This is a genomic window from Streptomyces sp. NPDC057280 (assembly GCF_042668605.1).
GTDB lineage: Bacteria > Actinomycetota > Actinomycetes > Streptomycetales > Streptomycetaceae > Streptomyces.
Map to the genome: position 1 here is coordinate 1,094,133 of NZ_JBHUYR010000001.1, position 23,172 is coordinate 1,117,304.

General features: G+C 71.9%; 22 protein-coding genes. 10 read left to right on the plus strand and 12 right to left on the minus strand.

Translation table 11 applies throughout. The annotated features are described in order from the left end of the window. The first annotated feature begins 111 nt into the window (after positions 1-111). Genes egtA through ACFUO4_RS05065 form a run of 5 tightly spaced genes read left to right on the plus strand, consistent with a single transcriptional unit; the run spans position 112 to position 4,891 of the window. Positions 112-1,587 carry an ergothioneine biosynthesis glutamate--cysteine ligase EgtA gene (gene egtA, locus ACFUO4_RS05045; protein ID WP_383480027.1) on the plus strand — a complete coding sequence of 492 codons (1,476 nt, stop codon included), beginning with the start codon at positions 112-114 and terminating at the stop codon, positions 1,585-1,587. After that, positions 1,584-2,894 carry an ergothioneine biosynthesis protein EgtB gene (gene egtB, locus ACFUO4_RS05050; RefSeq protein ID WP_383480029.1) on the plus strand — a complete coding sequence of 437 codons (1,311 nt, stop codon included), beginning with the start codon at positions 1,584-1,586 and terminating at the stop codon, positions 2,892-2,894. Before egtA ends, egtB begins: the two co-directional genes overlap by 4 nt. Then, positions 2,894-3,673, plus strand: a complete 780-nt coding sequence (egtC, locus tag ACFUO4_RS05055) for an ergothioneine biosynthesis protein EgtC (RefSeq protein ID WP_383480031.1) — start codon at positions 2,894-2,896, stop codon at positions 3,671-3,673. The genes egtB and egtC overlap by 1 nt, the downstream gene beginning before the upstream one ends. Next, complete coding sequence (egtD, locus tag ACFUO4_RS05060) at positions 3,670-4,632, plus strand: L-histidine N(alpha)-methyltransferase (RefSeq protein ID WP_383480033.1); 963 nt, start codon at positions 3,670-3,672, stop codon at positions 4,630-4,632. Before egtC ends, egtD begins: the two co-directional genes overlap by 4 nt. A 43-nt stretch (positions 4,633-4,675) precedes the next feature. Next, positions 4,676-4,891, plus strand: coding sequence for a dodecin (locus tag ACFUO4_RS05065; RefSeq protein WP_059194767.1), 216 nt, complete (start codon positions 4,676-4,678; stop codon positions 4,889-4,891). A gap of 24 nt (positions 4,892-4,915) precedes the next feature. Here ACFUO4_RS05065 and ACFUO4_RS05070 read toward each other — a convergent pair whose 3' ends face one another. Then, complete coding sequence (locus ACFUO4_RS05070; protein ID WP_383480036.1) at positions 4,916-5,407, minus strand: HAD family acid phosphatase; 492 nt, start codon at positions 5,405-5,407, stop codon at positions 4,916-4,918. A gap of 95 nt (positions 5,408-5,502) precedes the next feature. Between ACFUO4_RS05070 and rpmF the strand changes: the two genes are divergently transcribed. Genes rpmF through ACFUO4_RS05090 form a run of 4 tightly spaced genes read left to right on the plus strand, consistent with a single transcriptional unit; the run spans position 5,503 to position 10,209 of the window. After that, positions 5,503-5,673 carry a 50S ribosomal protein L32 gene (rpmF, locus tag ACFUO4_RS05075; RefSeq protein ID WP_097271518.1) on the plus strand — a complete coding sequence of 57 codons (171 nt, stop codon included), beginning with the start codon at positions 5,503-5,505 and terminating at the stop codon, positions 5,671-5,673. A gap of 7 nt (positions 5,674-5,680) precedes the next feature. Then, positions 5,681-6,832: a GTP-binding protein gene (locus ACFUO4_RS05080; RefSeq protein ID WP_383480038.1), complete on the plus strand. Its 1,152-nt coding sequence runs from the start codon at positions 5,681-5,683 to the stop codon at positions 6,830-6,832. 27 nt (positions 6,833-6,859) lie between these two features. Then, a complete protein-coding gene (locus ACFUO4_RS05085) occupies positions 6,860-7,867 on the plus strand; it encodes an LLM class flavin-dependent oxidoreductase (RefSeq protein WP_383480040.1) in 1,008 nt (335 codons plus the stop codon). A gap of 11 nt (positions 7,868-7,878) precedes the next feature. Continuing rightward, positions 7,879-10,209, plus strand: coding sequence for an ATP-binding cassette domain-containing protein (locus ACFUO4_RS05090; RefSeq protein WP_383480042.1), 2,331 nt, complete (start codon positions 7,879-7,881; stop codon positions 10,207-10,209). Between the two features lie 16 nt (positions 10,210-10,225). On the opposite strand, the gene ACFUO4_RS05095 is transcribed toward ACFUO4_RS05090, so the two are convergent. The 7 genes from ACFUO4_RS05095 to ACFUO4_RS05125 all read right to left on the minus strand — a co-directional run bounded on the left by ACFUO4_RS05095 (position 10,226) and on the right by ACFUO4_RS05125 (position 17,263). Then, a complete protein-coding gene (locus tag ACFUO4_RS05095; RefSeq protein ID WP_383480044.1) occupies positions 10,226-10,876 on the minus strand; it encodes an SDR family NAD(P)-dependent oxidoreductase in 651 nt (216 codons plus the stop codon). A 92-nt stretch (positions 10,877-10,968) separates the two neighbouring features. Further along, positions 10,969-11,820 (minus strand): lysophospholipid acyltransferase family protein, encoded by an 852-nt coding sequence (locus ACFUO4_RS05100; protein ID WP_383480046.1) that lies wholly within the window; start codon positions 11,818-11,820, stop codon positions 10,969-10,971. Continuing rightward, positions 11,820-12,587 (minus strand): GNAT family N-acetyltransferase, encoded by a 768-nt coding sequence (locus ACFUO4_RS05105; protein ID WP_383480048.1) that lies wholly within the window; start codon positions 12,585-12,587, stop codon positions 11,820-11,822. Before ACFUO4_RS05105 ends, ACFUO4_RS05100 begins: the two co-directional genes overlap by 1 nt. 156 nt (positions 12,588-12,743) lie before the next feature. Then, positions 12,744-13,769: a hypothetical protein gene (locus ACFUO4_RS05110; protein ID WP_383480050.1), complete on the minus strand. Its 1,026-nt coding sequence runs from the start codon at positions 13,767-13,769 to the stop codon at positions 12,744-12,746. 124 nt (positions 13,770-13,893) lie between these two features. Next, positions 13,894-14,643, minus strand: a complete 750-nt coding sequence (locus ACFUO4_RS05115) for a succinate dehydrogenase/fumarate reductase iron-sulfur subunit (protein WP_383480052.1) — start codon at positions 14,641-14,643, stop codon at positions 13,894-13,896. Continuing rightward, positions 14,640-16,589, minus strand: a complete 1,950-nt coding sequence (locus tag ACFUO4_RS05120) for a fumarate reductase/succinate dehydrogenase flavoprotein subunit (RefSeq protein ID WP_383480054.1) — start codon at positions 16,587-16,589, stop codon at positions 14,640-14,642. Before ACFUO4_RS05120 ends, ACFUO4_RS05115 begins: the two co-directional genes overlap by 4 nt. 2 nt (positions 16,590-16,591) lie before the next feature. Continuing rightward, positions 16,592-17,263, minus strand: a complete 672-nt coding sequence (locus ACFUO4_RS05125; protein WP_383482295.1) for a succinate dehydrogenase — start codon at positions 17,261-17,263, stop codon at positions 16,592-16,594. A 120-nt stretch (positions 17,264-17,383) separates the two neighbouring features. On the opposite strand from ACFUO4_RS05125, the gene ACFUO4_RS05130 reads away from it, so the two are divergent. After that, entirely contained in the window at positions 17,384-18,268 is an 885-nt protein-coding gene (locus ACFUO4_RS05130; RefSeq protein ID WP_059194780.1) for a LysR family transcriptional regulator, read from the plus strand. Between the two features lies 1 nt (position 18,269). On the opposite strand, the gene ACFUO4_RS05135 is transcribed toward ACFUO4_RS05130, so the two are convergent. The 4 genes from ACFUO4_RS05135 to ACFUO4_RS05150 all read right to left on the minus strand — a co-directional run bounded on the left by ACFUO4_RS05135 (position 18,270) and on the right by ACFUO4_RS05150 (position 23,096). Then, complete coding sequence (locus tag ACFUO4_RS05135; RefSeq protein WP_079312838.1) at positions 18,270-18,725, minus strand: ester cyclase; 456 nt, start codon at positions 18,723-18,725, stop codon at positions 18,270-18,272. A 118-nt stretch (positions 18,726-18,843) separates the two neighbouring features. Continuing rightward, positions 18,844-20,979 carry a bifunctional diguanylate cyclase/phosphodiesterase gene (locus tag ACFUO4_RS05140; RefSeq protein ID WP_079312836.1) on the minus strand — a complete coding sequence of 712 codons (2,136 nt, stop codon included), beginning with the start codon at positions 20,977-20,979 and terminating at the stop codon, positions 18,844-18,846. Then, on the minus strand, positions 20,976-21,797 hold the full coding sequence (locus ACFUO4_RS05145) for an SAM-dependent methyltransferase (RefSeq protein WP_079312834.1): 822 nt from the start codon (positions 21,795-21,797) through the stop codon (positions 20,976-20,978). Before ACFUO4_RS05145 ends, ACFUO4_RS05140 begins: the two co-directional genes overlap by 4 nt. A gap of 345 nt (positions 21,798-22,142) precedes the next feature. Continuing rightward, complete coding sequence (locus ACFUO4_RS05150) at positions 22,143-23,096, minus strand: SCO0930 family lipoprotein (protein WP_079312832.1); 954 nt, start codon at positions 23,094-23,096, stop codon at positions 22,143-22,145. Between the last annotated feature and the right edge of the window lie 76 nt (positions 23,097-23,172).

Here is a 23,172-nt window from a genome sequence, read left to right on the forward strand (position 1 = left end):
AGGCGCACCCTTGTGCGATTCGCTTCGAGGGTTTTGGGTGGGACGAGCAATGCCGGTCCGGCCAACATCATCCGGGCCGGTGGCATGGTGGAATCTCAGGAGGATCCCGACATGTCCGATTCGGTTACCGACTGCAGCGACTGTACGGAGCCCCGCACCGCTCTGTCCGCCGCCGAGGTGGAGGCGCTGGTCAGGGGCATCTGCTTCAAGACCGGACCGCCCCGCACCGTCGGGGTCGAGGTGGAATGGCTCGTCCACGAGCTGCGCACTCCGCAGCTCCCCGTCACACCCGAACGACTCGAAGCGGCCTACGCCGCACTGGGGACCGTGCCCCTGAGCTCGGCGCTCACCGTCGAGCCCGGCGGCCAGCTGGAGCTCAGCTCGCCGCCCGCCGCCTCCCTCATGGAGTGCATCGGCACCGTCTCCGCCGACCTCGACGCCGTCCGCACGGCGCTCGCCGGGCATGATCTCGGCCTCGTCGGCCTCGGCAACGATCCGTGGCACTCGCCCCGCCGGTATCTCCACGAACCCCGCTACGACGCCATGGAGGCGTGCCTCGACCGCACCGGTCCGGCCGGCCGCGCCATGATGTGCACCTCCGCGTCCGTGCAGGTCTGCCTGGACGCCGGCTACGAGGAGCCGGGCCCGCTCGGGCACGGGCGGCGCTGGTGGCTGGCGCACCAGCTGGGCGCGGTCCTGGTCGCCGCGTTCGCCAACTCTCCGCTGGTCGGCCGCGAACCCACCGGCTGGCTCTCCACCCGGCAGCTGCTGTGGATGGAGATCGGCGCGGGCCGGGCGGGCGGACCCCCGCTGGCGGGCGACCCCCGTGCGACCTGGGCGCGGCACGTGCTCGACGCCCCGGTGATGTGTATACGGCGGGACGAGGGGGCCTGGGACGTCCCGGACGGCATGACCTTCCGGGAGTGGACCCGCTCCGGCGTGCCGAGGCCGCCCACCCGCGAGGACCTCGACTACCACATCACCACCCTCTTCCCGCCGGTCAGGCCGCGCGGCTTCCTCGAGCTGCGCATGATGGACGCCCAGCCCGGCGAGGACGGCTGGATCGTGCCGCTGGCGGTGACGACGGCGCTGTTCGACGACCCCGAGGCCGCCGAGACCGCCTACCGCGCGGTGAAGCCGCTGGCGGAGCGGACGCAGGGGCTGCCCGCCCCGCACAACCCGCTGTGGCTGGACGCGGCCCGCACCGGCCTCGCCGACCCGGAACTGCACGAGGTGGCCGTGGAGTGCTTCACGGCGGCCCTCGACGCCTTGCCGAGGCTCGGCGCGACCGACGAGGTCCGGGACGCCGTGGCCGCGTACCTGGACCGCTACGTCCGCCGGGGCCGCTGTCCCGCCGACGACCTGCTGGACGGGCTGCACGGCACGGACCGTGCCGACGACCTGCTCCTCGGCGCCCTCGAGGCCCGCGTCGGTACGGACCGGCCGCACGGCAAGGACCCCGCCGGCACGCCACCGGACCGGCCGCACGACGACGACCTGGCCGACGACCTGCTGAACCGGCCGCACGGCACAGGCCACGCCGACATACCTCTGGACCGGCCGCACGGGAAGGACCTCCGCACATGACCGACGCCGCCGAGACGCTCCGCGTACGGGCGCTGACCACTCTCACCACGGCCCGCGACCGCACGACGCTGCTGACCAGCTGCGTCGACGACCCCGACCTCACCGCCCAGCACTCGCCGCTGATGTCCCCCCTGGTGTGGGACCTCGCCCACATCGGCAACCAGGAGGAGCTGTGGCTGCTGCGCGGGGTCGCGGGCCGGGAGGCGATGCGCCCGGAGATCGACGGCCTGTACGACGCCTTCGAGCACCCGCGCGCCGAACGGCCCAAGCTGCCGCTGCTGCCGCCCGCCGAGGCCCGGCAGTACGCGGCCGAGGTGCGCGGCAGGGTGCTGGACCTGCTGGAGTCGACCGCCTTCGGCGGCACCCGGCTCACCGAGGCCGGTTTCGCCTTCGGGATGATCGCCCAGCACGAACAGCAGCACGACGAGACGATGCTGATCACTCATCAGCTCCGCAAGGGCCCCCAGGCCCTGACCGCGCCCGACCCGGAGCCGGCCCCGCTGCACACCGGTCCGGCCGAAGTCCTCGTCCCCGGCGGCCCGTTCACGATGGGCACCTCCGACGAGCCCTGGGCACTGGACAACGAACGCCCCGCGCACCGGCGCGAGGTGGCGCCGTACTGGATCGACACCGCGCCGGTCACCAACGGGGCATACCAGGAGTTCATCGAGGACGGCGGCTACCAGGTGGACCGCTGGTGGTCGCCGGCGGGCTGGGCGCACATCCGGGAGCACTCGATCGACGCCCCGCTGTTCTGGCGCCGGGACGGCGACCAGTGGCTGCGGCGGCGGTTCGGCGTCACCGAGGTGGTGCCGCCCGACGAGCCGGTGGTGCACGTCAGTTGGTACGAGGCCGACGCGTACGCCCGCTGGGCGGGGCGCCGGCTGCCGACGGAGGCCGAGTGGGAGAAGGCCGCCCGGCACGACCCGACCACGGACCGCTCGATGCGTTACCCGTGGGGCGACGCCGACCCGGCGCCCGAGCACGCCAACCTCGGTCAGCGGCATCTGCGCCCGGCCCCCGCGGGCAGTTACCCGAAGGGTGAGTCGCCGCTGGGCGTACGCCAGTTGATCGGCGACGTGTGGGAGTGGACGTCGAGCGACTTCCTGCCGTACCCCGGTTTCCAGGCGTTCCCGTACAAGGAGTACTCGGAGGTGTTCTTCGGCCCCGAGTACAAGGTGCTGCGCGGCGGCTCGTTCGCCGTGGACCCGGTGGCCTGCCGGGGCACGTTCCGCAACTGGGACTACCCGATCCGGCGGCAGATCTTCTCCGGCTTCCGCACCGCCCGGTCCGCGGAGGGCGTCTGATGTGCCGTCACCTGGCCTATCTGGGGCCCGAGGAGCCGCTCGGCACATTCCTGGTGGCGCCCCCGCACGGCCTGTACCGGCAGTCGTGGGCGCCGCGCCGCCAGCGGTACGGCACCGTCAACGCCGACGGTTTCGGCGTCGGCTGGTACGCGCCGGGCGATCCGGTGCCGGCCCGCTACCGGCGGGCGGGCCCGATCTGGGCGGACCTGTCCTTCGCCGACCTGGCGCGGGTGGTCCGCACCGGCGCCCTCCTCGCCGCCGTCCGGGACGCGACCCTCTCGGGCGCCGACGCCGAGGCCGCGGCGGCGCCGTTCGCGAGCGGTCCGTGGCTGTTCAGCCACAACGGGGCCGTCAAGGGCTGGCCCGGCTCCCTGGCACCGTTGACGGAGACCCTCCCGGCAGCGGACCTGCTGGCGATGGAGGCCCGCAACGACTCGGCGTTCGTGTGGGCGCTGGTCCTCGCCCGGCTCCGGGCGGGCGACGAGGAGGGGCAGGCGCTGGCCGACACGGTCCTGGAGGTCGCCGAGGCGGCCCCCGGGTCCCGGCTGAACCTGCTGCTCACCAACGGCGAGTCCATCGCCGCGACCGCCTGGGGCGACACGCTCTGGTATCTCGCGAGCCCCGGCCGCAGCACGGTCGTGGCCTCCGAGCCGTACGACGACGATCCGCACTGGCAGGAGGTCCCCGACCGCACCCTGCTCGCGGCCAGCGGCACGGACGTGCTGCTCACACCGCTCAAGGAACCGTCCATGGAACCACCGAAGGAGCCCCGCACGTGAGTCCGTTCCTTCTCACCCGCACTCTGCCCGAGGACGCCACCGAGGCCGCCCTGCGCGCCGACGTCCTGCACGGCCTGACCCGCACCCCGAAGACGCTCCCGCCGAAGTGGTTCTACGACGCCCACGGCAGCGAACTCTTCGACCGGATCACCGAGTTGGAGGAGTACTACCCCACTCGCGCCGAGCGCGAGATCCTCGTCGCCCGCGCCGGTGAGATCGCCGCGGCGACCGGGGCCCGCACCCTGGTCGAACTGGGCTCCGGCTCCTCGGAGAAGACGCGGTACGTCATCGACGCGCTCACCGGGCTGCACACGTACGTGCCGGTCGACGTCAGCGAGAGCGCGCTCACCCAGGCCGGTCACGCGCTCATCGCGGAGCGGCCGGCGCTGAGCGTGCACGCGCTGATCGCGGACTTCACCGCCGAACTGGCCCTGCCCGAGACGCCGGGCCCCCGGCTGGTGGCGTTCCTCGGCGGCACGATCGGCAACCTGCTGCCGGCCGAGCGGGCGGTGTTCCTGGCCTCGGTCCGCGCCCTGCTCTCCCCCGGCGACGCCCTGCTGCTCGGCACGGACCTCGTGAAGGACGAGAAGGTGCTGGTCAGGGCGTACGACGACGCGGCGGGCGTGACGGCCGCGTTCAACAAAAACGTCCTGACGGTCGTCGACCGCGAGCTGGGCGCCGACTTCGACCCCGGCGCCTTCGACCATGTGGCGCTGTGGGACGCGGAGAACGAGTGGATCGAGATGCGGCTGCGGTCCCGTACCGCGCAGACGGTGAAGATCCCGGCGCTGGACCTCGCCGTGGACTTCGCGGCGGGCGAGGAGCTGCGCACCGAGATCTCGGCGAAGTTCCGGAAGGACGGCGTGCGGGCCGAACTGGCCGCCGCGGGCCTGGAGTTGTCCCACTGGTGGACGGACGAGGAGGGCCGCTTCGCGCTGTCCCTGAGCCGGGTGGGGTGACGGACGGCTCGCGCTCGGCCGTCGCCTGGGGCACGGTGGTTCCATGACGAATCACACCTATCGGGTGACCGAGATCGTCGGCACCTCGCCCGACGGCGTCGACCAGGCGATCAGCAACGGGATCAGCCGCGCCTCCCAGACCCTGCGGAACCTCGACTGGTTCGAGGTGACGCAGGTGCGGGGCCAGATCGAGAACGGTCAGGTCGCGCACTGGCAGGTGGGGCTGAAGGTCGGTTTCCGCCTGGAGGAGTCGGACTGACCGTCCGGCTCAGGTCCGTCCTGCTCAGGTCCGCCCCTCCCGCTCCTGCGCGTTCTTCAGCGCGGCGGAAGGGGCGGTCCAGCGGGCCCGTACCACCGTGAAACCGGTCTGTTCGGCGTCGGCGCAGACCAGTTCGTCGTCGTCGACCAGCACCCTCACCTCCCGGGTGCGGTCGAGGCGGCGGAGGATCTCCAGCTTGGTGCGCCGGGCGGGTCTGCGGTCGTTGTCCCGCCGCATGTAGATGCGTCCTTCGGGCAGCCCCTGCGCGGCGAGCCAGTCCAGCGTGTCCTGCCGGCAGCGCTCGGGCCGGCCGGTGAGGTAGACGACCTCGCACTCCTCGGCATGCTCCAGGACCAGTGCGATCCCCTGCGGGATCGGCGGGTCGGCGGGCGCGGCGGCGAAGAACCCGTCCCAGTCCCGCGGCTTCCGCTCCAGGAAGTGCTGCCGGTGGGCGGTGTCCGCGAGGGTGTTGTCGAGGTCGAACACGGCCAGGGGACGCTTGCTGCTGTCGTTCACGGCACTCACCCTAACCAGAGATCAGCAATTGTTAATGGGATCCATTTTCATGTAGCGTCCTCGGTGCTCGCTGCCCCACCGAGGAGGTCCCTGTCATGGCTGTCCCCAAGCGGAAGATGTCCCGCAGCAACACCCGCCACCGCCGCGCGCAGTGGAAGGCGGCCACGCCGTCGCTGGTGCCCGTCACGATCGACGGCGTGCGTCACCTCGTACCGCAGAACCTGGTCAAGGCGTACGAGCGCGGCCTGCTGCGTCCCGAGGGCTGAGCGCCTGATGCCTGAGCTCGTCCGTCTGCCCGTCACCGTCCTGTCCGGCTTCCTCGGAGCGGGCAAGACCACGCTGCTCAACCACGTCCTGGCGAACCGCGAGGGCCTGCGGGTCGCCGTGATCGTCAACGACATGAGCGAGGTCAACATCGATGCCGCGCTGGTGCGAGGCGGCGAGGCGGCGCTGTCGCGCACCGAGGAACGCCTGGTCGAGATGACCAACGGCTGCATCTGCTGCACACTGCGCGACGACCTGCTGGAGGAGGTCGACCGGCTGGCCCGGGAGGGCCGGTTCGACCACCTGCTCATCGAGTCGTCGGGCATCTCCGAACCCCTGCCCGTCGCGGCCACCTTCGCCTTCGCCCGTGACGACGGGGCCACCCTCGGGGACGTCGCCCGTCTCGACACCATGGTCACGGTCGTGGACGCGGCCAACTTCCTGCCCGAGCTGGACAGCGGCGACGAACTCGCCGAGCGCGGCCTCGCCCCGTTCGAGGACGACGAACGGACGGTGAGCGATCTGCTCGTGGACCAGATCGAGTTCGCGGACGTCCTGGTCCTCAACAAGCTCGACCTGGTCGACGCGGACGCCGCGGCCCGGCTCCGTGCGGCCCTGCGCCGGCTCAACCCCGTCGCCCGCATCATCGACGCCCGCCACGCCCGGGTGGACCTCGGACAGGTCCTGGGCACCGGCCTGTTCGACCTGGACCGCGCGCAACAGGCGCCCGGCTGGGTCCAGGAGCTCAACGGCGAACACGTCCCCGAGACCGAGGAGTACGGCGTCTCCTCCACCGTCTTCCGCTCCGAACTCCCCTTTCATCCGGGTCGGTTGTGGAACTTCGTGACGGAGGGCCTGGACAGCGGCATCTACGGCCGGATCCTTCGCTCGAAGGGCTTCTTCACCCTGGCCAGCCGCCCGCACGTGACGGGCCTCTGGTCCCAGGCCGGTTCGGTGGCCCGCTTCGAGCCGTCGGCGGCACGCGACGACGAGGCGCCGTACGCGCAGGAGCTGGTGTTCATCGGCACGGGGCTGGACCCCGCGGGGCTGCACAGGGCACTCACGGCCTGCCTCATGGGGCCGGACGACGGTACGCCGTTGCCCGATCCCTTCCCGGCGTGGGACACGTACGGGATCGACGACGCCTGCGAGCACGGCTGACGGAATACCGGCCCCCTGCTCAGCGTCATGACAGACGTGAGCCTCAGCCAGCAGACCGTCCGGTTCTCCGTCCTCGACCGTTCCCGCACCCGCGAGGGGCACTCGAACGCCGAGGCCCTGCGGGACACCGTGCGGTTCGCGCGGGAGGTGGAGGCGCTCGGCTATCACCGGTTCTGGGTGTCGGAGCATCACGGCGTGCCCGGTGTCGCCGGTTCCGCGCCGACCGTCCTGGCGGCGGCCGTGGCGGGCGCCACGCGACGCATCCGGGTCGGCACGGGCGGCGTGATGCTGCCGAACCACCGGCCCCTGGTCGTGGCCGAACAGTTCGGCGTGCTGGAGTCCCTCTTCCCCGGCCGCATCGACATGGGCCTGGGCCGCTCGGTCGGCTTCACCGACGGCGTCCGCAAGGCGCTGGGCCGCGACAAGGACGACGCCGACGACTTCGCCGCCCAGCTCGACGAACTGCTCGGCTGGTTCGCCGGCACCTCTCCGACCGGGGTCCACGCCCGCCCCACGGAGGGCCTGACCGTCCCGCCCTTCGTCCTCGCGATGGGCGAGGGCGCCGCCATCGCCGCCCGGGCGGGACTGCCGATGGTCATCGGCGATCTCCGGAACCGCGAGAAGATGCGCCGCGGCATCGACCACTACCGCGCCCACTTCCGCCCCTCCCCTTGGGCGAGCGAGCCGTACGTCGTGATCTCCGGCACGATCGCCGTGGCCGCGACACCCGAGGAGGCCCACCGCATCCTCGTCCCCGAGGCCTGGTCGATGGCCCACTCCCGCACCCACGGCACGTTCCCGCCCCTGCCCCCGGCCGACCGCGTCACCTCCCTCCCGATGACCCCCAAGGAGCGCGGCATCTACGAGTCCGGTCTCACCGGCCACCTCGCGGGCACCGAGGAGCAGGTCGCCCACGAGCTGGAGACGGTGCTCAAGGAGACCGGCGCCCAGGAGGTACTGGTCACGACGAGCACGTACGACCGCGACGCACTGCTGGACTCCTACCGGCGGCTGGCCACGATCGTCTCCGACTAGAGTTCCCCCTCATGCACACCCCACATGACCCGTATGTCCGTGTCCGCGGTGCCCGGGAGCACAACCTCAGGAACGTGGACGTCGACATCCCCCGGGACATGGTCGTCGTGTTCACCGGGGTCTCCGGGTCCGGGAAGTCGTCGTTGGCGTTCGGGACCGTGTACGCGGAGGCGCAGCGGCGGTACTTCGAGTCGGTGGCGCCCTATGCGCGGCGGCTGATCCATCAGGTCGGGGCACCGAAGGTCGGGGAGATCACCGGGCTGCCGCCGGCCGTGTCGCTGGAGCAGCGGCGGGCCGCGCCGACGTCGCGGTCGTCGGTCGGGACCGTCACCAATCTCTCCAACTCGCTGCGGATGCTGTTCTCGCGGGCCGGTGACTATCCACCGGGGGCCGAGCGGCTCGACTCGGACGCGTTCTCGCCGAACACCGCGGCCGGGGCCTGCCCGGAGTGTCACGGGCTGGGGCGAGTGCACCGGACCAGTGAGGAGCTGCTCGTCCCCGACCCGTCCCTGTCCGTCCGCCAGGGTGCGATCGCCGCCTGGCCCGGGGCCTGGCAGGGCAAGAATCTGCGCGACATCCTCGACGCGCTCGGGTACGACGTGGACCGGCCCTGGCGTGAACTCCCCGCCGAGCAGCGGGAATGGATCCTGTTCACGGACGAGCAGCCGGTCGTCACCGTGCACCCGGTGCGGGACGCCGACCGCATCCAACGGCCGTACCAGGGCACGTACATGAGCGCGCACCGCTACGTCATGAAGACCTTCTCGGACTCCAAGAGCCCGACCCTGCGGGCGAAGGCGGAGCGGTTCCTGAGCAGTGCGCCCTGTCCGGCGTGCGGGGGCAGCCGGTTGCGGCCGGAGGCGCTGGCGGTGACGTTCGCGGGGCGGACCATCGCCGAGCTCGCCGCCCTGCCGTTGACCGACCTGGCCGGGCAGCTCGTCGCGGACGGCGAGACCGCCCGTGTCCTCACCGACGACCTGCGGTCCCGTATCACACCCGTCCTCGAACTCGGCCTCGGCTACCTGAGCCTCGACCGGGCGACCCCCACCCTCTCCGCGGGCGAACTCCAACGCCTGCGCCTGGCCACCCAGTTGCGCTCGGGCCTGTTCGGTGTGGTGTACGTCCTCGACGAGCCGTCCGCCGGGCTCCACCCGGCCGACACGGAGGCGCTGCTGACCGTCCTCGCGCGGCTGAAGGCGGCGGGCAACTCGGTGTTCGTGGTGGAGCACCATCTCGACGTCGTGCGGGGCGCGGACTGGCTGGTGGACGTGGGGCCGCTCGCCGGTGAGCACGGCGGCCGGGTGCTGCACAGCGGCCCGGTGGCGGAGCTGGACTCGGTCGAGGAGTCGGCCACCGCCCGGTATCTCTTCGACCGCTCGCCCGCCCCGGTGCGTGAAGTACGCAGCCCCGGCGGGCAGTTGAAGGTCGGCCCCGTCTCCCGCCACAACCTGCGTGCCGTGACCGCGGAGTTCCCGCTCGGTGTCCTCACCGCCGTGACCGGCGTGTCGGGTTCGGGCAAGTCCACCCTCATCGGGGAGATCGCGGAGGATCTCACGGGCATGGGCCGGCTGGTCTCGGTCGACCAGCGGCCCATCGGACGCACCCCCCGCTCCAACCTCGCCACCTACACCGGCCTGTTCGACGTCGTCCGCAAGGAGTTCGCGGCGACGCAGGAGGCCCGCCGGCGCGGCTTCGGTGTGGGGCGGTTCTCCTTCAACGTCAGCGGCGGGCGCTGCGAGACCTGCCAGGGCGAGGGGTTCGTCAGCGTGGAGCTGCTGTTCCTGCCGAGCACCTACGCGCCGTGCCCGGACTGCGGCGGCGCCCGCTACAACCCCGAGACCCTCGAAGTGACGTACCGGGGACGGAACATCGCGCAGGTGCTGGACCTCACGGTGGAGTCCGCGGCGGACTTCTTCGCCGACACCCCGGCCGTCGCGCGCAGCCTGCGCACGCTGCTCGACGTGGGTCTCGGCTATCTCCGGCTGGGCCAGCCCGCCACCGAGCTCTCCGGCGGCGAGGCGCAGCGCATCAAGCTCGCGAGCGAACTCCAGCGCGGCCGTCGCGGCCACACCCTCTACCTCCTCGACGAGCCCACCACCGGCCTGCACCCCGCCGATGTCGACGTCCTGATGCGCCAGTTGCACGGCCTCGTCGACACCGGCAACACCGTCATCGTCGTCGAGCACGACATGTCGGTCGTCGCGGGCGCGGACTGGGTGATCGACCTGGGCCCGGGCGGCGGCGACGAGGGCGGGCGGATCGTCGCGGCCGGGCCGCCGGCCGAGGTGGCACGCGCGGAGGGCAGCGCGACGGCAACCTATCTGGCACGCGCCTTGGGCTGAACTCCCCTCACAGGCCTCACTGTTCCAGGACCGTATGCCCCTGCCCTCCGGCGTCGTGCAGCTGCCACAGGCGGTCGGCGACCCGCGCCGGTTCGACCCGGCGGACCACCATGAGGTGGACGGCCCGCAGCGGGCTGCCGGCGAGGTCCCTGGACAGCAGCGCGGTGTACGTCCGTAGAGCGGCCCCGGCGACCTCGCTCGGCGCGCGGCCGGGATCCGGGTGCTCCGCGGTGCCGTCGGTGACGAACAGCAACGCGCCGCGTCCGGCCGCCCGCATGCCCGGCAGCACGGCCTGTACGGCGGCCGCGGCACCGACGACGTGCGACGCCAGCGCCCGCTCCAGCTCGGCCGCTCCGGTCTCCAGCACCGACGCGCCCGGGACCGCGTCCGAGGGCGGGCCGAAGCACAACACCGCCGCGGGGCCCTGCCGTTCGGCGAGCACCGCCAGGGCCCGCGCGAGTTCGACGGGGTCGCTCGCGTCGGCCGGGTACGACTCCGTCGCGACGCCCTCCGCGGTCAGGTCCAGGGTCAGCGCGGCGAGCCGGGCGGGGTCGCGGGCGACGAGTCCCACGGGGTGCCCGGCCCGGGCGAAGCGCCGGGCGACCGCGGCGCCGACCCCGGGCCCGGCGCCGACGACATGGACCGGTCCGGGGTGCGCGCTGTTCATGTCCACTCCCTCGATGGCGTGTTCGCCGCAGGCATGGCCTGCCGAGGAAGAGTCTCAGGACGGTCCGCCGGTGTCGACCGATCGGCCCGCGCCTACGTCACCACCGCCGAGTGGATCCACCCTGGTTGGACCGTCGCTCCCGGCTGGGCGGCCCGGGCGAGCGAACGCCGGTCGGGATGACTGCCGTACGGAATGGCCTCCCGTATCTCCACCTCCGCCACCAGCCCCCGCGCCGACACCACCCGCCACACCGAGGCGAGCAGACTGTCCTCGCCGACGAACGCGGGCGCGGTGCTCGTGCGGTGAGCGGGCGCTGTGCCTCCGAGGCGGGCACCGGAGGCCGTACCGCCGTCCAAGCGGTAGCGCAGACGTACCGGTTGGACGGGGACCCGCGCGTCCAGGGCGGCCTGGAAGGCGGCCCGCCGGAAGGTGCCCTGGGCGCGTCCGCACCAGGTGCTGCCCTCGGGGAAGACGCCGACCGCCTGGCCGGCGCGCAGCGCGCGGGCGATGTGGTCGACCGTGTCCGGCAGGCCGCGCAGCCGGTCCCGGTCGATGAACAGGACTCCGCCCCGGGCGGCGAGCGCGCCCGCCACCGGCCACCGCCGGATCTCGGCCTTGGCGACCATCCGCGCCGGGCGCACGGCGCCGAGCAGCGGGATGTCCAGCCAGGAGATGTGGTTGGCGACCAGCAGGGTGCCGCCGGTGGGCGCGGCGGTGCCGGTGACACGGACCCGGACCCCCGCGGCCCGTACGATCCACCGGCACCACCGCCTGACCAGCTCGGCGGGGATCCTCCCGCCGAACGGCAGCAGCACGACCCCGGCGAGCACCAGGGCCACGACCGCCGCGAGCCGCAGCACGGCACGCGGTACGGCCGTGGCGGACCCCGTCGGCTCCACACACGTCCCCGGGGTGCAGGGCGCGCTCGGCAGCCAGACGCTCATCAGGCCGGTACGAGGGAGAGGAAGTGCCGCAGATAGCGCGGGTTGACCCGGCGCATCGACAGCAGCACGTACAGATCGGCGACCCCGAAGTCCGGGTCGTGGGCGGGCTCCCCGCAGACCCAGGCGCCGAGCCGGAGGTAGCCGCGCAGCAGGGCGGGCAGCTCGCTGCGTCCGGTGGCGGACGCGCCGGGGACCCACGGCAGCAGCGGGCGTACCCGGTACTCCTCCGGCGCCAGGTGCTTGGCCCGCACCCGGTCCCAGGTCGCGGAGGCCAGCGCGCCGCCGTCGGCGAGCGGGACGGAGCAGCAGCCGGCCAGCCACTCGTGGCCGCGGTCGACCATGTAGCGGGCGATGCCGGCCCAGATGAGCGAGATGACGGCGCCGTCGCGGTGGTCGGGGTGCACGCAGGAGCGGCCGACCTCGACCAGGCCGGGGCGCAGGGCGTCGAGCGGGGTCAGGTCGAACTCGCCCTCGGAGTACAGCCGTCCGGCGACCGCGGCCCGCTCGGGCGGCAGCAGCCGGTAGGTGCCGACGACCTGTCCGGTGAGGGTGTCGGTGACGAGCAGATGGTCGCAGTAGGCGTCGAAGGCGTCGGCGTCGAGCCCCGGCTGGGGGCCGGCGAGCAGGGCGCCCATCTCGCCGGCGAACACGTCGTGCCGCAGCCGCTGAGCGGCACGCACGTCGGCCTCGTCGCGGGCGAGGGAGACGGTGTAGCGGGTGGGGGCGGCGGAGAGGGGCGGGGAGTCCAGAGCGGATACGGCGGTCATGGCTCACTCCAGGTCACGGGCCGGTCGGCCTGAGGGGGAAGAACAGGCCGGCGGGTACGGCCTGCGCGTACCTGTTCTTCCGATGCCGTCTGGCCGGTACATGACCGAGGGCGGGAGCCGGGATGTGAGGTTGTTGAACGCCGTGGTCCGTGGCCGTCACGTGGCCGGGACGCAACCTCCCAGCCAGTAGCGCGTCTCCGCCTCGTCGAGGACGCGCTCCAGGACGAGGTCTCCGGTCATGTTCGGGAAGAACCGGCCGGACGGCCAGCTGCGCTCGTAGGCCGGCGGGTCCAGCACGAGCAGGCGTACGCCGTCGACGACGGGGATGTCGGCGGGGGTGCCCTCGTTCCACACCCATTCCCCGCCGGGCGTCATGAGGTTGAAGGAGCCCACGGTGTGCACCTGTCCGGGCGCGTCCCGGCACACGGCGACCTCCTGCGGCGACGGGGCGTGGCCGGGCACGTGACCGCCGCCGACGAGGAGGTCCGCGAGGAGGGTGTGCAGCTGGAAGTTGTCGCCTATGCCGTGCATGCGCATCCGGTAACCGGTGCCGGACGGGCGGTGCAGGACGACCAGCGGTTCGTCGTCGAGGACGAGCAGGGCGTACTTCAGGCACTTGAACTGGTGCCCGGTCGTCTCCTCGACCGCCGTGACCGCCCGTACCAGCCGGGCGCGCAGCGAGCTGTCCAGCGTGGTGCGCACGCCGGGGTCGTTGAGCAAGGCGAGGCAGGCCATCTCGAACTGGGGCAACGACAGCCAGGCCAGGGCCGCTTCGGGTCCCACCCGTTCGAAGAGGGCCGGGTGGGCGTCGCTGTCGTCCGGGTGGGGGTGGTCGCCGCCGCCGGTCTCCTGCCAGCGTTCGCAGAACTCCCCGATCTCGGCGAGCGTTTCGGCCAGTTCCACGAAGACGTACGGTGCGCAGGGCCGCGGGTCCGCGCCGCGCTCCACGCACGCGCCGACGATCACCGCCACGACGCCGCGCGGCCCCGGCGGCACCTCCGGCAGCAGCGCGGCGAGCCGGGGTGCGGCCTGCGCGGTCTCCTGCGGGCCCGCTTCGCCGAGGCTGCGGTGCAGCTCCTGGAACGCGCGCTCCGCCCCGTCCGGGTCCTGTCCGCGCACCGCGGTCTCGAAGGCCGTGACGGCGTCGAGGAACCGCTCCCCCGTCTGTGTTCCGAAGATCATGCGCACAGGCTATCGAGGCAGGGACGGCGCCAGGCCATCGAGGCGGGGAATGCGAGACGGGGCCGGGGAGCACCACTCCCGGCCCCGCCCGTCCGCACCGTGCCGGCGAACGTCCTTGTCCGGCCTACCTCTTGGCGACCTTGCGCGTGGCCCGCAGCCACTCCTTGTTCATGCTCGTGATGGACACCAGCGGGATGCCTTTGGGGCAGGCGGTCGCGCACTCGCCGGTGAGGGTGCAGCCGCCGAAGCCTTCCTCGTCCATCTGCGCCACCATGTCCAGCACCCGCGTCTCCCGCTCCGGCGCGCCCTGCGGCAGGACGTTGAGGTGGTTGATCTTGGCGGAGGTGAACAGCATCGCCGCCCCGTTCGGACACGCCGCCACGCACGCCCCGCAGCCGATGCACTCGGCGTGCTCGAAGGCGAAGTCGGCGTCCGGCTTGGGCACCGGCGTGGCATGGGCCTCGGGAGCGGCACCCGTCGGCGCGGTGATGTAGCCGCCGGCCTGGATGATCCGGTCGAAGGCGGAGCGGTCCACGACCAGGTCCTTGATGACCGGGAACGCGGAGGCCCGCCAGGGCTCGATGTCGATGGTGTCGCCGTCTTTGAAGGACCGCATGTGCAGCTGGCAGGTGGTGGTGCGCTCCGGGCCGTGCGCGTCGCCGTTGATGACCAGGGAGCAGGCGCCGCAGATGCCCTCGCGGCAGTCGTGGTCGAAGGCGACCGGGTCCTCACCGCGCAGGATGAGCTCCTCGTTGAGGGTGTCCAGCATCTCCAGAAACGACATGTCGGAGGAGATGCCGTCCACCTCGTAGGTGGACATGGCGCCTTCGGCGTCGGCGTTCTTCTGCCGCCAGACGCGCAGGGTGAGCCTCATGCGTAGCTCCGCTGGGTGGGGTGGACGTACTCGAAGACCAGGTCTTCCTTGTGCAGGACGGGAGCGGAGCCGGTGCCGGTGAACTCCCAGGCGGCCGCGTAGGCGAACTCCTCGTCCTTGCGGGCGGCCTCGCCGTCGGGGGTCTGGGACTCCTCACGGAAGTGGCCGCCGCAGGACTCCGCGCGGTGCAGCGCGTCCAGGCACATCAGCTCGGCGAGCTCCAGGTAGTCCACGATCCGGTTGGCCTTCTCCAGCGACTGGTTGAACTCCTCGCCGGTGCCGGGGACCTTGATGCGCCGCCAGAACTCCTCGCGGATCTGCGGGATGCGCTCCAGGGCCTTGCGCAGTCCGGCGTCGGTGCGGGCCATGCCGCAGAACTCCCACATGAGTTCGCCGAGTTCGCGGTGGAAGGAGTCGGGCGTGCGGTCGCCGTCGACGGCGAGGAGCAGGTTGATGCGGTCCTCGGTCTCCGCCAACACCTCCTGGACGGCTGGGTGTTCGGCGGTCACCTGGCCCTGGTTCGGGTTGCGGGCGAGGTAGTCGTTGATGGTCGCCGGCAGCACGAAGTAGCCGTCGGCGAGACCCTGCATCAGCGCCGAGGCGCCGAGCCGGTTCGCGCCGTGGTCGGAGAAGTTGGCCTCGCCGATCGCGAACAGGCCGGGGACGGTGGTCTGGAGGTCGTAGTCGACCCACAGCCCGCCCATCGTGTAGTGCACGGCGGGGTAGATCCGCATCGGGACCTCATAGGGGTCCTCGTCGGTGATCCGCTGGTACATGTCGAAGAGGTTGCCGTACTTGGCCTCGACCTCCTTGCGGCCCATCCGCCGGATGGCGTCGGCGAAGTCCAGATACACACCCTGCCCGCCGGGGCCGACCCCGCGCCCCTCGTCACAGACGTTCTTCGCGGCGCGGGAGGCGATGTCACGCGGGACCAGGTTGCCGAAGGAGGGATAGATGCGCTCCAGGTAGTAGTCGCGCTCGTCCTCGGGGATCTGGTTCGGCGGCCGGTCGTCACCCTTGGCCTTCGGCACCCAGATCCGGCCGTCGTTACGCAGCGACTCACTCATCAACGTCAGCTTGGACTGGTGGTCGCCGGTACGCGGAATGCAGGTGGGGTGGATCTGCGTGAAGCAGGGGTTGGCGAAGTACGCGCCGCGCCGGTGGGCCCGCCAGACGGCGGTGGCGTTGGAGTTCATGGCGTTGGTCGACAGGTAGAAGACGTTGCCGTAGCCACCGCTGGCCAGGACGACAGCATCCGCGAAGTACGTGTCGACCTTCCCGGTGATGAGGTCCCGCGCCACGATCCCCCGCGCCCGCCCGTCGACGACGATCAGATCCAGCATCTCGGTCCGCGGGTGCATCTCCACGTTCCCCGCGGCGATCTGCCGGCTGAGCGCCTGGTAGGCGCCGAGCAGCAGCTGCTGACCCGTCTGGCCGCGGGCGTAGAACGTCCGCGAGACCTGCACGCCGCCGAAGGACCGGGTGTCGAGCAGCCCCCCGTACTCCCGCGCGAACGGCACACCCTGCGCCACGCACTGGTCGATAATCTCGACGGAGATCTGCGCGAGCCGGTGCACGTTCGACTCCCGCGCCCGGAAGTCGCCACCCTTGACGGTGTCGTAGAACAGCCGGTGCACGGAGTCGCCGTCGTTGCGGTAGTTCTTCGCCGCGTTGATGCCTCCTTGCGCGGCGATGGAGTGGGCGCGGCGCGGGGAGTCCTGGTAGCAGAACTGGACGACGTGGTAGCCCTGTTCGGCGAGCGTGGCGCCCGCCGAACCGCCCGCGAGGCCGGTCCCCACCACGATCACGGTGTGCTTGCGCCGGTTGGCCGGGTTGACCAGCTTGGCCTCGAAACGGCGCTTGTCCCAGCGCTCGTTGACGGGCCCGGCAGGCGCCTTGGTGTCGGCGACCGGTTCCCCGGTCACGTACTCCGCATAAGAGGTCATGTTCAGCTCACCACTCCGGTCATGACGCCCACGGGTACGGCGATGAAGCCGGCCGTGAGCAGCAGTGCGAGGACGTCGGCCGTGGCCTTCAGGGCGCGGTCGCGAGTGCGGCTGCCGGCGCCGAGGGTCTGGGCGGCGCTCCAGAAGCCGTGCCGGACGTGCAGGCCGAGGGCGAGCATCGCGACGATGTAGATGACGTTGCCGTACCAGGTGGAGAAGGTGTCCACGACGTTCTGGTAGGGGTGCCCCTCCTGGAAGCCGCCCGAGTGCACGGTGCCGGTGGTCAGGTCCAGGAGGTGCCAGACGATGAAGAGGCCGAGGATGATGCCGCCCCAGCGCATGGTGCGGGTCGCGTAGCTCGCCCGCGGCTTGCTGTGGACGTACTTGGTGGGGCGCGCCCGGATGTCGCGGCGGCTGAGCTGGTAGGCGGAGACGGCGTGCGCGACGACCGCGACGACGAGGACGACGCGGATGACCCACAGCGTCCACTCGTAGTGCATGAAGGGCTCGCCGAGGGTGCGCAGCCAGTGCGCGTAGTGGTTGAACTCGCCGGCCCCGAAGAAGATCTTCAGGTTCCCGATCATGTGGACGACCAGGTACGACAGCATGATCAGCCCGCTGACGGCCATCACCGTCTTCTTGCCGACGGAGCTGTCCCACACGGTGCGTGCCATGGACGGCCGTCGGTCCGTCCGCGTTGCCAGTGCCATGTTCATGAACGCTAGGGCCGTCCGGCCCCATCGGTCCAAGACATGGTCCGGCTCGTTTCCATAGGCAGGGCCTATCCTACGAGGATGCAGTTCACCCAGCTCCAGTACTTCGTGGCGGTCGCCGAGACCAGGCACTTCACCCGGGCCGCGGACCTGGTCCACGTCGCCCAGCCGTCGCTGTCCCAGCAGATCAAGGCGCTGGAGCGGGAGCTGGGCGCGGACCTGTTCCTGCGGGCGCGGGGCAACATCACCCTCACCGACGCGGGCGAGGCCCTGCTCCCGCTCGCCCGCCGCATCCTGGCCGACGCGGACACCGCCCGGTACGAGGTGCAGGAACTGGTCCAGCTGCGCAGCGGCCGGGTCCGCCTGGGCGCGACCCCCAGCCTGTGCACCGGCCTCCTCCCGGACGTCCTGCGCGCCTTCCACGACCGCTATCCCGGCATCCGCCTCCTCATCGAGGAGGGCGGCTCCCACGACCTGGTCCGCGAACTGGCCCGCGGAGCCCTGGACCTCGCGCTGGTCGTCCTCCCGCTCCCGACCCCGTCCCCCGCGCTGACGACGGTGGAGCTGCTGCGGGAGGACCTGGTGGTGGTCTCGTCACCGGAGGCTCCCAAGCCCGGCGACGGCCGCCGCACCGTACGCATCGCCGACCTGGAGGGCGAGCGTCTGGTGATGTTCCGGCACGGCTACGACCTGCGCGAACTGACGGTCGCCGCGTGCCGCGCCGAGGGCTTCGAGCCGGACTTCGCGGTGGAGGGCGGGGAGATGGACGCGGTGCTGGGGTTCGTGCGTGCCGGGCTGGGGGTGGCCGTGGTGCCGCGGATGGTGGCGGCGCGGTCGGGGCGCGGGCTACGGGTCACCCCGCTGGCCCGTCCCGGACTGCACCGGACGATCGCCCTGGCCCACCGCAGCGACGTGGCTCCGCCGCGTGCCGCGCGGGAGTTGCAGCGGATGCTGCTCGAGAGGTGACCTACCGCGCTCTGCGCTCCGCCGCGGCCTGTCGTACGGCGTCCAGCGGGACCTTCGCCTGTTCGCACAGCGTGGCCAGGTCGAAGTAGATCGTCTCGCCGGCCATCAGGCCCTGTGCGAAGGGGACGACGTTGGTGAAGGGCACCTCGAAGGCACCCCCGCCGGGCGGGACCCCGAGCCAGTCGCCCCGGCTCGTGCCGCGCAGGGTTCCCCACACCACGATGACCTCGTCACCGAAGGCGATGCCCTCGTCCTGCGGGGCGAGGTCCGGGAAGGCGACGAAGTACTGCTGTTCGTACGCGGCCCGCACCGCGTCCCGTCCCTGGCTGCGCAGCCCCAGGGCCTGCGTCTCCAGGAAGCAGTCGTCGACGAAGGTCTGCAGGATCGAGTCGATGTCCCGCGCCGCCTCGGCCTCACGGTGGGCCTCGAAGAGGCGACGCATGTTGGTGACGTCCATGTCCGCGCTCCCTCAGGGTGCCGGTGACCCCTCTTCGATCGTAGGAAGGGGGGCACCGGACAGCCACCGCTCAGGGCACCGGACAGCCACCGCTCGGGTCACCGCACGGCCGGGGCCCTCACCCCGTCGCGTCCACCAGCGCCAGCTCGTGCAGCCGCTCCGGCGGGCCCGGGCGGGCGTAGTACCAGCCCTGGGCCGTGTCGCAGCCCAGTATCCGCAGCTGCTCGGCCTGGGCGCCGGTCTCCACGCCCTCGACCGTGACCGCGAGGTCCAGGCTGTGCGCGAGCGAGACGATGCCCTCGACGATCTTCAGGTCGACGGGGTCGGCCGGGAACTGCTGCATGCTCTGGGTGAAGGAGCGGTCCAGCTTGAGGATGCTCACCGGCAGACGGCGCAGGTTCGCCAGGTTCGAGTAGCCGGTGCCGAAGTCGTCCAGGGCGATGTCGACGCCCATCTCGGCCAGCCGGCGCAGCGGCTTGAGCAGGTCGTCGTCCGCGCCGATCAGCGCCGACTCGGTGACCTCCAGGCAGAGCGCGTCCGGCTCGACGCCCGTGCGCTCCAGGATGTCCACCGTGTCCTGCACCAGGCCGGGGTGGGTGAGCTGGCACGGCGAGAGGTTGACGTTGATGCGCATCGGCCCCGCGTCCGCGTGCCGCTCGCGCCAGTCACGGGCCTGGCGGACGGACTGTTCCAGCACCCAGCGGCCCAGCGGGACGATCAGACCGGTGTGCTCGGCGAGCGGGATGAACCGGTCGGGGCCGAGCACCCCGTGCTGCGGGTGCAGCCAGCGGACCAGGGCCTCGGCGCCGCGGACGCTGCCGTCGCCGAGGTGGACCAGCGGCTGGTACTCGATGAAGAACTCGCCCCGGTCCAGGGCCGTGGGCAGCGCGGTCGTCAGGCCGTGCCGGGTGATCGCCCGCGCGTCCGCCTCCGCGTCCGCCAGCTCGAAGCGGTTGCCGCCCGAGGCCTTGGCCCGGTACATCGTGATGTCGGCGCTGCGCAGCACCTCGGCCGCGCTGCGCTCCCCCGCCGGGCCCTCGACGATGCCGATGCTGCCGCGCACGGTCAGCTCACGGCCGTCGACGCTGACCGGGGCGACGAGCGCGTTCATGATCCGCGAGGCGAGTTCGTCGACCTCGCGCTCGGTGTCGGTCCCCGTCGTCAGCGCCACGAACTCGTCACCGCCCAGACGGGCGACCATCTCACCGGGCGCGGTCGTGCACGACTGGAGCCGGTCGGCGACCTCCACCAGCAGCCGGTCGCCGGCCGCGTGGCCGAGGCTGTCGTTGATGGTCTTGAACCCGTCGAGGTCGAGGTAGCACAGCCCGAACCGCTGCCCCTCGCCCGCGCCGAGCGCCTTCTCCAGGCGCTCGAAGAAGAACGTGCGGTTGGGCAGGCCGGTGAGCGCGTCGTGCGTGGCCTCGTAGCGCAGCCGGAGGTTGAGGAGCCGGCGCTCGGTGGTGTCCTCCATCAGCGCCAGCTGGTACTGCGGGTTGCCGTCCGCGTCGCGCAGCAGGGAGACCGTGAGGTTGGTCCACAGGACCGTTCCGTCAGGGCGGGAGAACGCCTTCTCCACGTGGTAGTGCTCGCGGTCGCCGCGGACGAGTTCGTCGTAGAGGGTCCAGGTCTGCGGCGCGTCCTCGGGGTGGGTCCACTCCGCCACGTTGCGGCCGAGCATCGTCTGCTCGGTGATGCCGAACATCCGCAGCAGCGCCTCGTTGACCTGGAGGATGTTGCCTTCGAGGTCGGCCATGCCGATCCCTATGGCGGCGCCCTCGAAGACCGCGCGGAAGCGGGCCTCGCTCGCGTGCAGCGCCTGCGCGACCACGCCCTGCGCCTTCAGGGCGGCCGCGGAGATCGCCTCCTGCTCGGCCAGCGTCCGCTCGCGCAGCGCCTGCGCGAACCCGGCGGCCATGGCGTGCTGGAGGCGGGAGGCGCGCACCCGCAGGTCCTGCTGGTCGCCGTCGCCGCCGCAGTACAGCACCAGATAGGCGTCGACGCAGTCCAGCGTCCGGCTGAGCGCCTCCGGGTCCGTGCAGTGCACCGTGACGAGGGCGGCACCGACGGCCCGGGCCTCGTCGGCGTCGAAGGTCCTGGCCCGCAGCGCCTCGCTCAACCGGCGGGCCAGCGGCAGGAGTTGCTCCTCGAACTCGGGCCGGGTCGAGGACGTCGTGGTCACCGGGAACACCGCCCGGCTCCAGATCGTCGCGAACCGGCGCAGTCTGTCCTCCGGCCCGTCCGGCTCGGCGATCACGCGGTACGCCCCACGCCGGCGAACCCGGAGAACGCCCAGGGATCCTCGTCCTCAGGGTCCCAGGTCTCCGTCTCCGGCCGCCAGTGCGGCATCGGCACCAGTCCCGGTTCCACCATGTCGTACCCCTCGAAGAACCGCGCGATCTGTTCGCGCGAGCGCATGATCAGCGGGTTGCGAATGTCCTTGTACACGTCCACCGCGCCCCCGGCCCGCTCCGCGGGCAGCGGGATTCCCTCGTACGAGGCATGCGTGAGCACCAGCAGGCTGCCGGGCGCGAGCGCGTCGCGCAGCTCGGCCACCGCCCCGTACGGGTCGTCCTCGTCTTCCACGAAGTGCAGTATGGCAACGAGAAGCAGGGCCACCGGCCGGTTCAGGTCGATCAGTTGCTGTACTTCGGGGCTCGCGACGATCTCCTGCGGCTTGCGCAGATCCGCCGCGACGACGCCCGCCCGCTCGTTCCCGGCGAGTACGGCTTCGCTGTGGGCGACGGCCACCGGGTCGTGGTCGACGTAGACGACGTGCGCGTCGGGCCTGGCGGCCTGGGCCACCTCGTGGACGTTGCCGAAGGTCGGGATGCCCGAACCGATGTCCAGGAACTGGGAGATGCCCTGCTCGGCGGCGAAGCGCACCGCCCGCCGCATGAACGCCCGGTTCGCCTGCATGATCTTGGGCAGTCCCGGCATGAACTCCATTGCCTTGCGAGCGGCTTCCCGGTCGACCTCGAAGTTGTGCGAGCCGCCCAGGTAGTAGTCGTAGATCCGCGAGACACTGGGCACCGAGATGTCGATGCTCCGTGGGGCCCAGGCGGGACGCTCCATCTAGCTCTCCAAGGCTTCAGGCGATCCGGTGTTCGAGCTGAGGCTACTGATCGCCTGCCAAAGGAGCGAGCGGAACCGGAAATTGACCGTCCGTTCCCGGTCACTGCCTGCGGCACGTGCCGAGTTGACGTTGCCACAGAAGCGGTGATTCACGGCAAACCGGTCCGCCCCCTGCGTGCGGTGCGCAGGGGGCGGACCGGTGGGTCGCGCACGCCGGCCGTTCGTCCGGCACTCTCGCTGAATCCTCGTGCCTCCCTTCCGCGATGCGTCACTGACGGGAGTCGGGCGGTCAGCCCTGGGGAGTTGACCTTCGGGTCGGCCGGGAGGGGCGACCCGCGTTCCTGCTCACTTCTTCGGCGCGCCGACCGGCTTTCCGTCGGGCGAGACGGCGTACCAGGTGCCGCCGACGCCCTGACCGTTGGTGTCGCCCGGCTCCTTGTCCTGGGCGAAGGTGTAGATGGGCCAGCAGTTGATGGTCTGCTGCTTGACCCCGTCGGGCCGGGTGAAGCTCATCAGGCCCTTCTTCTGGACACCCTTGGTGTCGTTCGCCTCGACGGGGCCGACGGCCGGCCACTTCTCCAGGCAGGCCCCGGTGCACCGGGAGATCGGGTCGGGCCAGGCGGTGTCCTTGAGGAAGCGGTAGACCGTCATGCCGTTCTTGTCGACGACGATCTCGCCCAGGTTGGGGTCCTCACGGGTGGACAGTCCGGGCAGCGAGGCCAGCGAGGCCTTCTTGCCGGTGGGGGCGAGCGCGTACCACTTGCCGCCCACGCCCTGGCCGTTGACGTCGCCCGCGTTGACGTCCTTGGCGTAGCGGTACGCCGGCCAGCCGGCGATCGTCAGCTGCTTGCTGCCGTCGGCGCGGGTGACCTCGCCGAGCAGCGCCTTGTCGATGCCCTCGCCGGCCGAGGCGTCGTCGGCCGGCACCGGGGGCCAGGTCGTCGCGCAGTCGCCGTCGCAGTTGGACTTCGGCGGCTCGGCGGTGTCCGTGTCGAAGCGGTAGAGGGTGAGGCCGGCGTTGTCGGTCAGCACCTTGCCGAGCTCGGGGTTGGTGACGACGGCGAGCTTGCCCGCGGACTTGGCCGGGGACTCCGGGCTGCTCGCCGAGGGGCTCGCGCCAGCGTTGCCGATGCCGGAGCCGATACCGGAGCCCGCGTTTCCGTAGTCACCGGCCGCGGCCGTCGCGCCCACGTTCTGACTGCTCGCGGACGGGGCTGCTTCCTGGCCGCACGCCGTCGTCAGCGCCAGCACCGCCGCAGCGCTCGCCACGAGCGATGCACTCCGCCAGGAGGTCTTCATCGTCAACTCCCCATGTTCGTACTGGTGTTGCAGCGCCCTGCTGCGCCGCCGCACGGCCATGGGTACGGACGGAAGT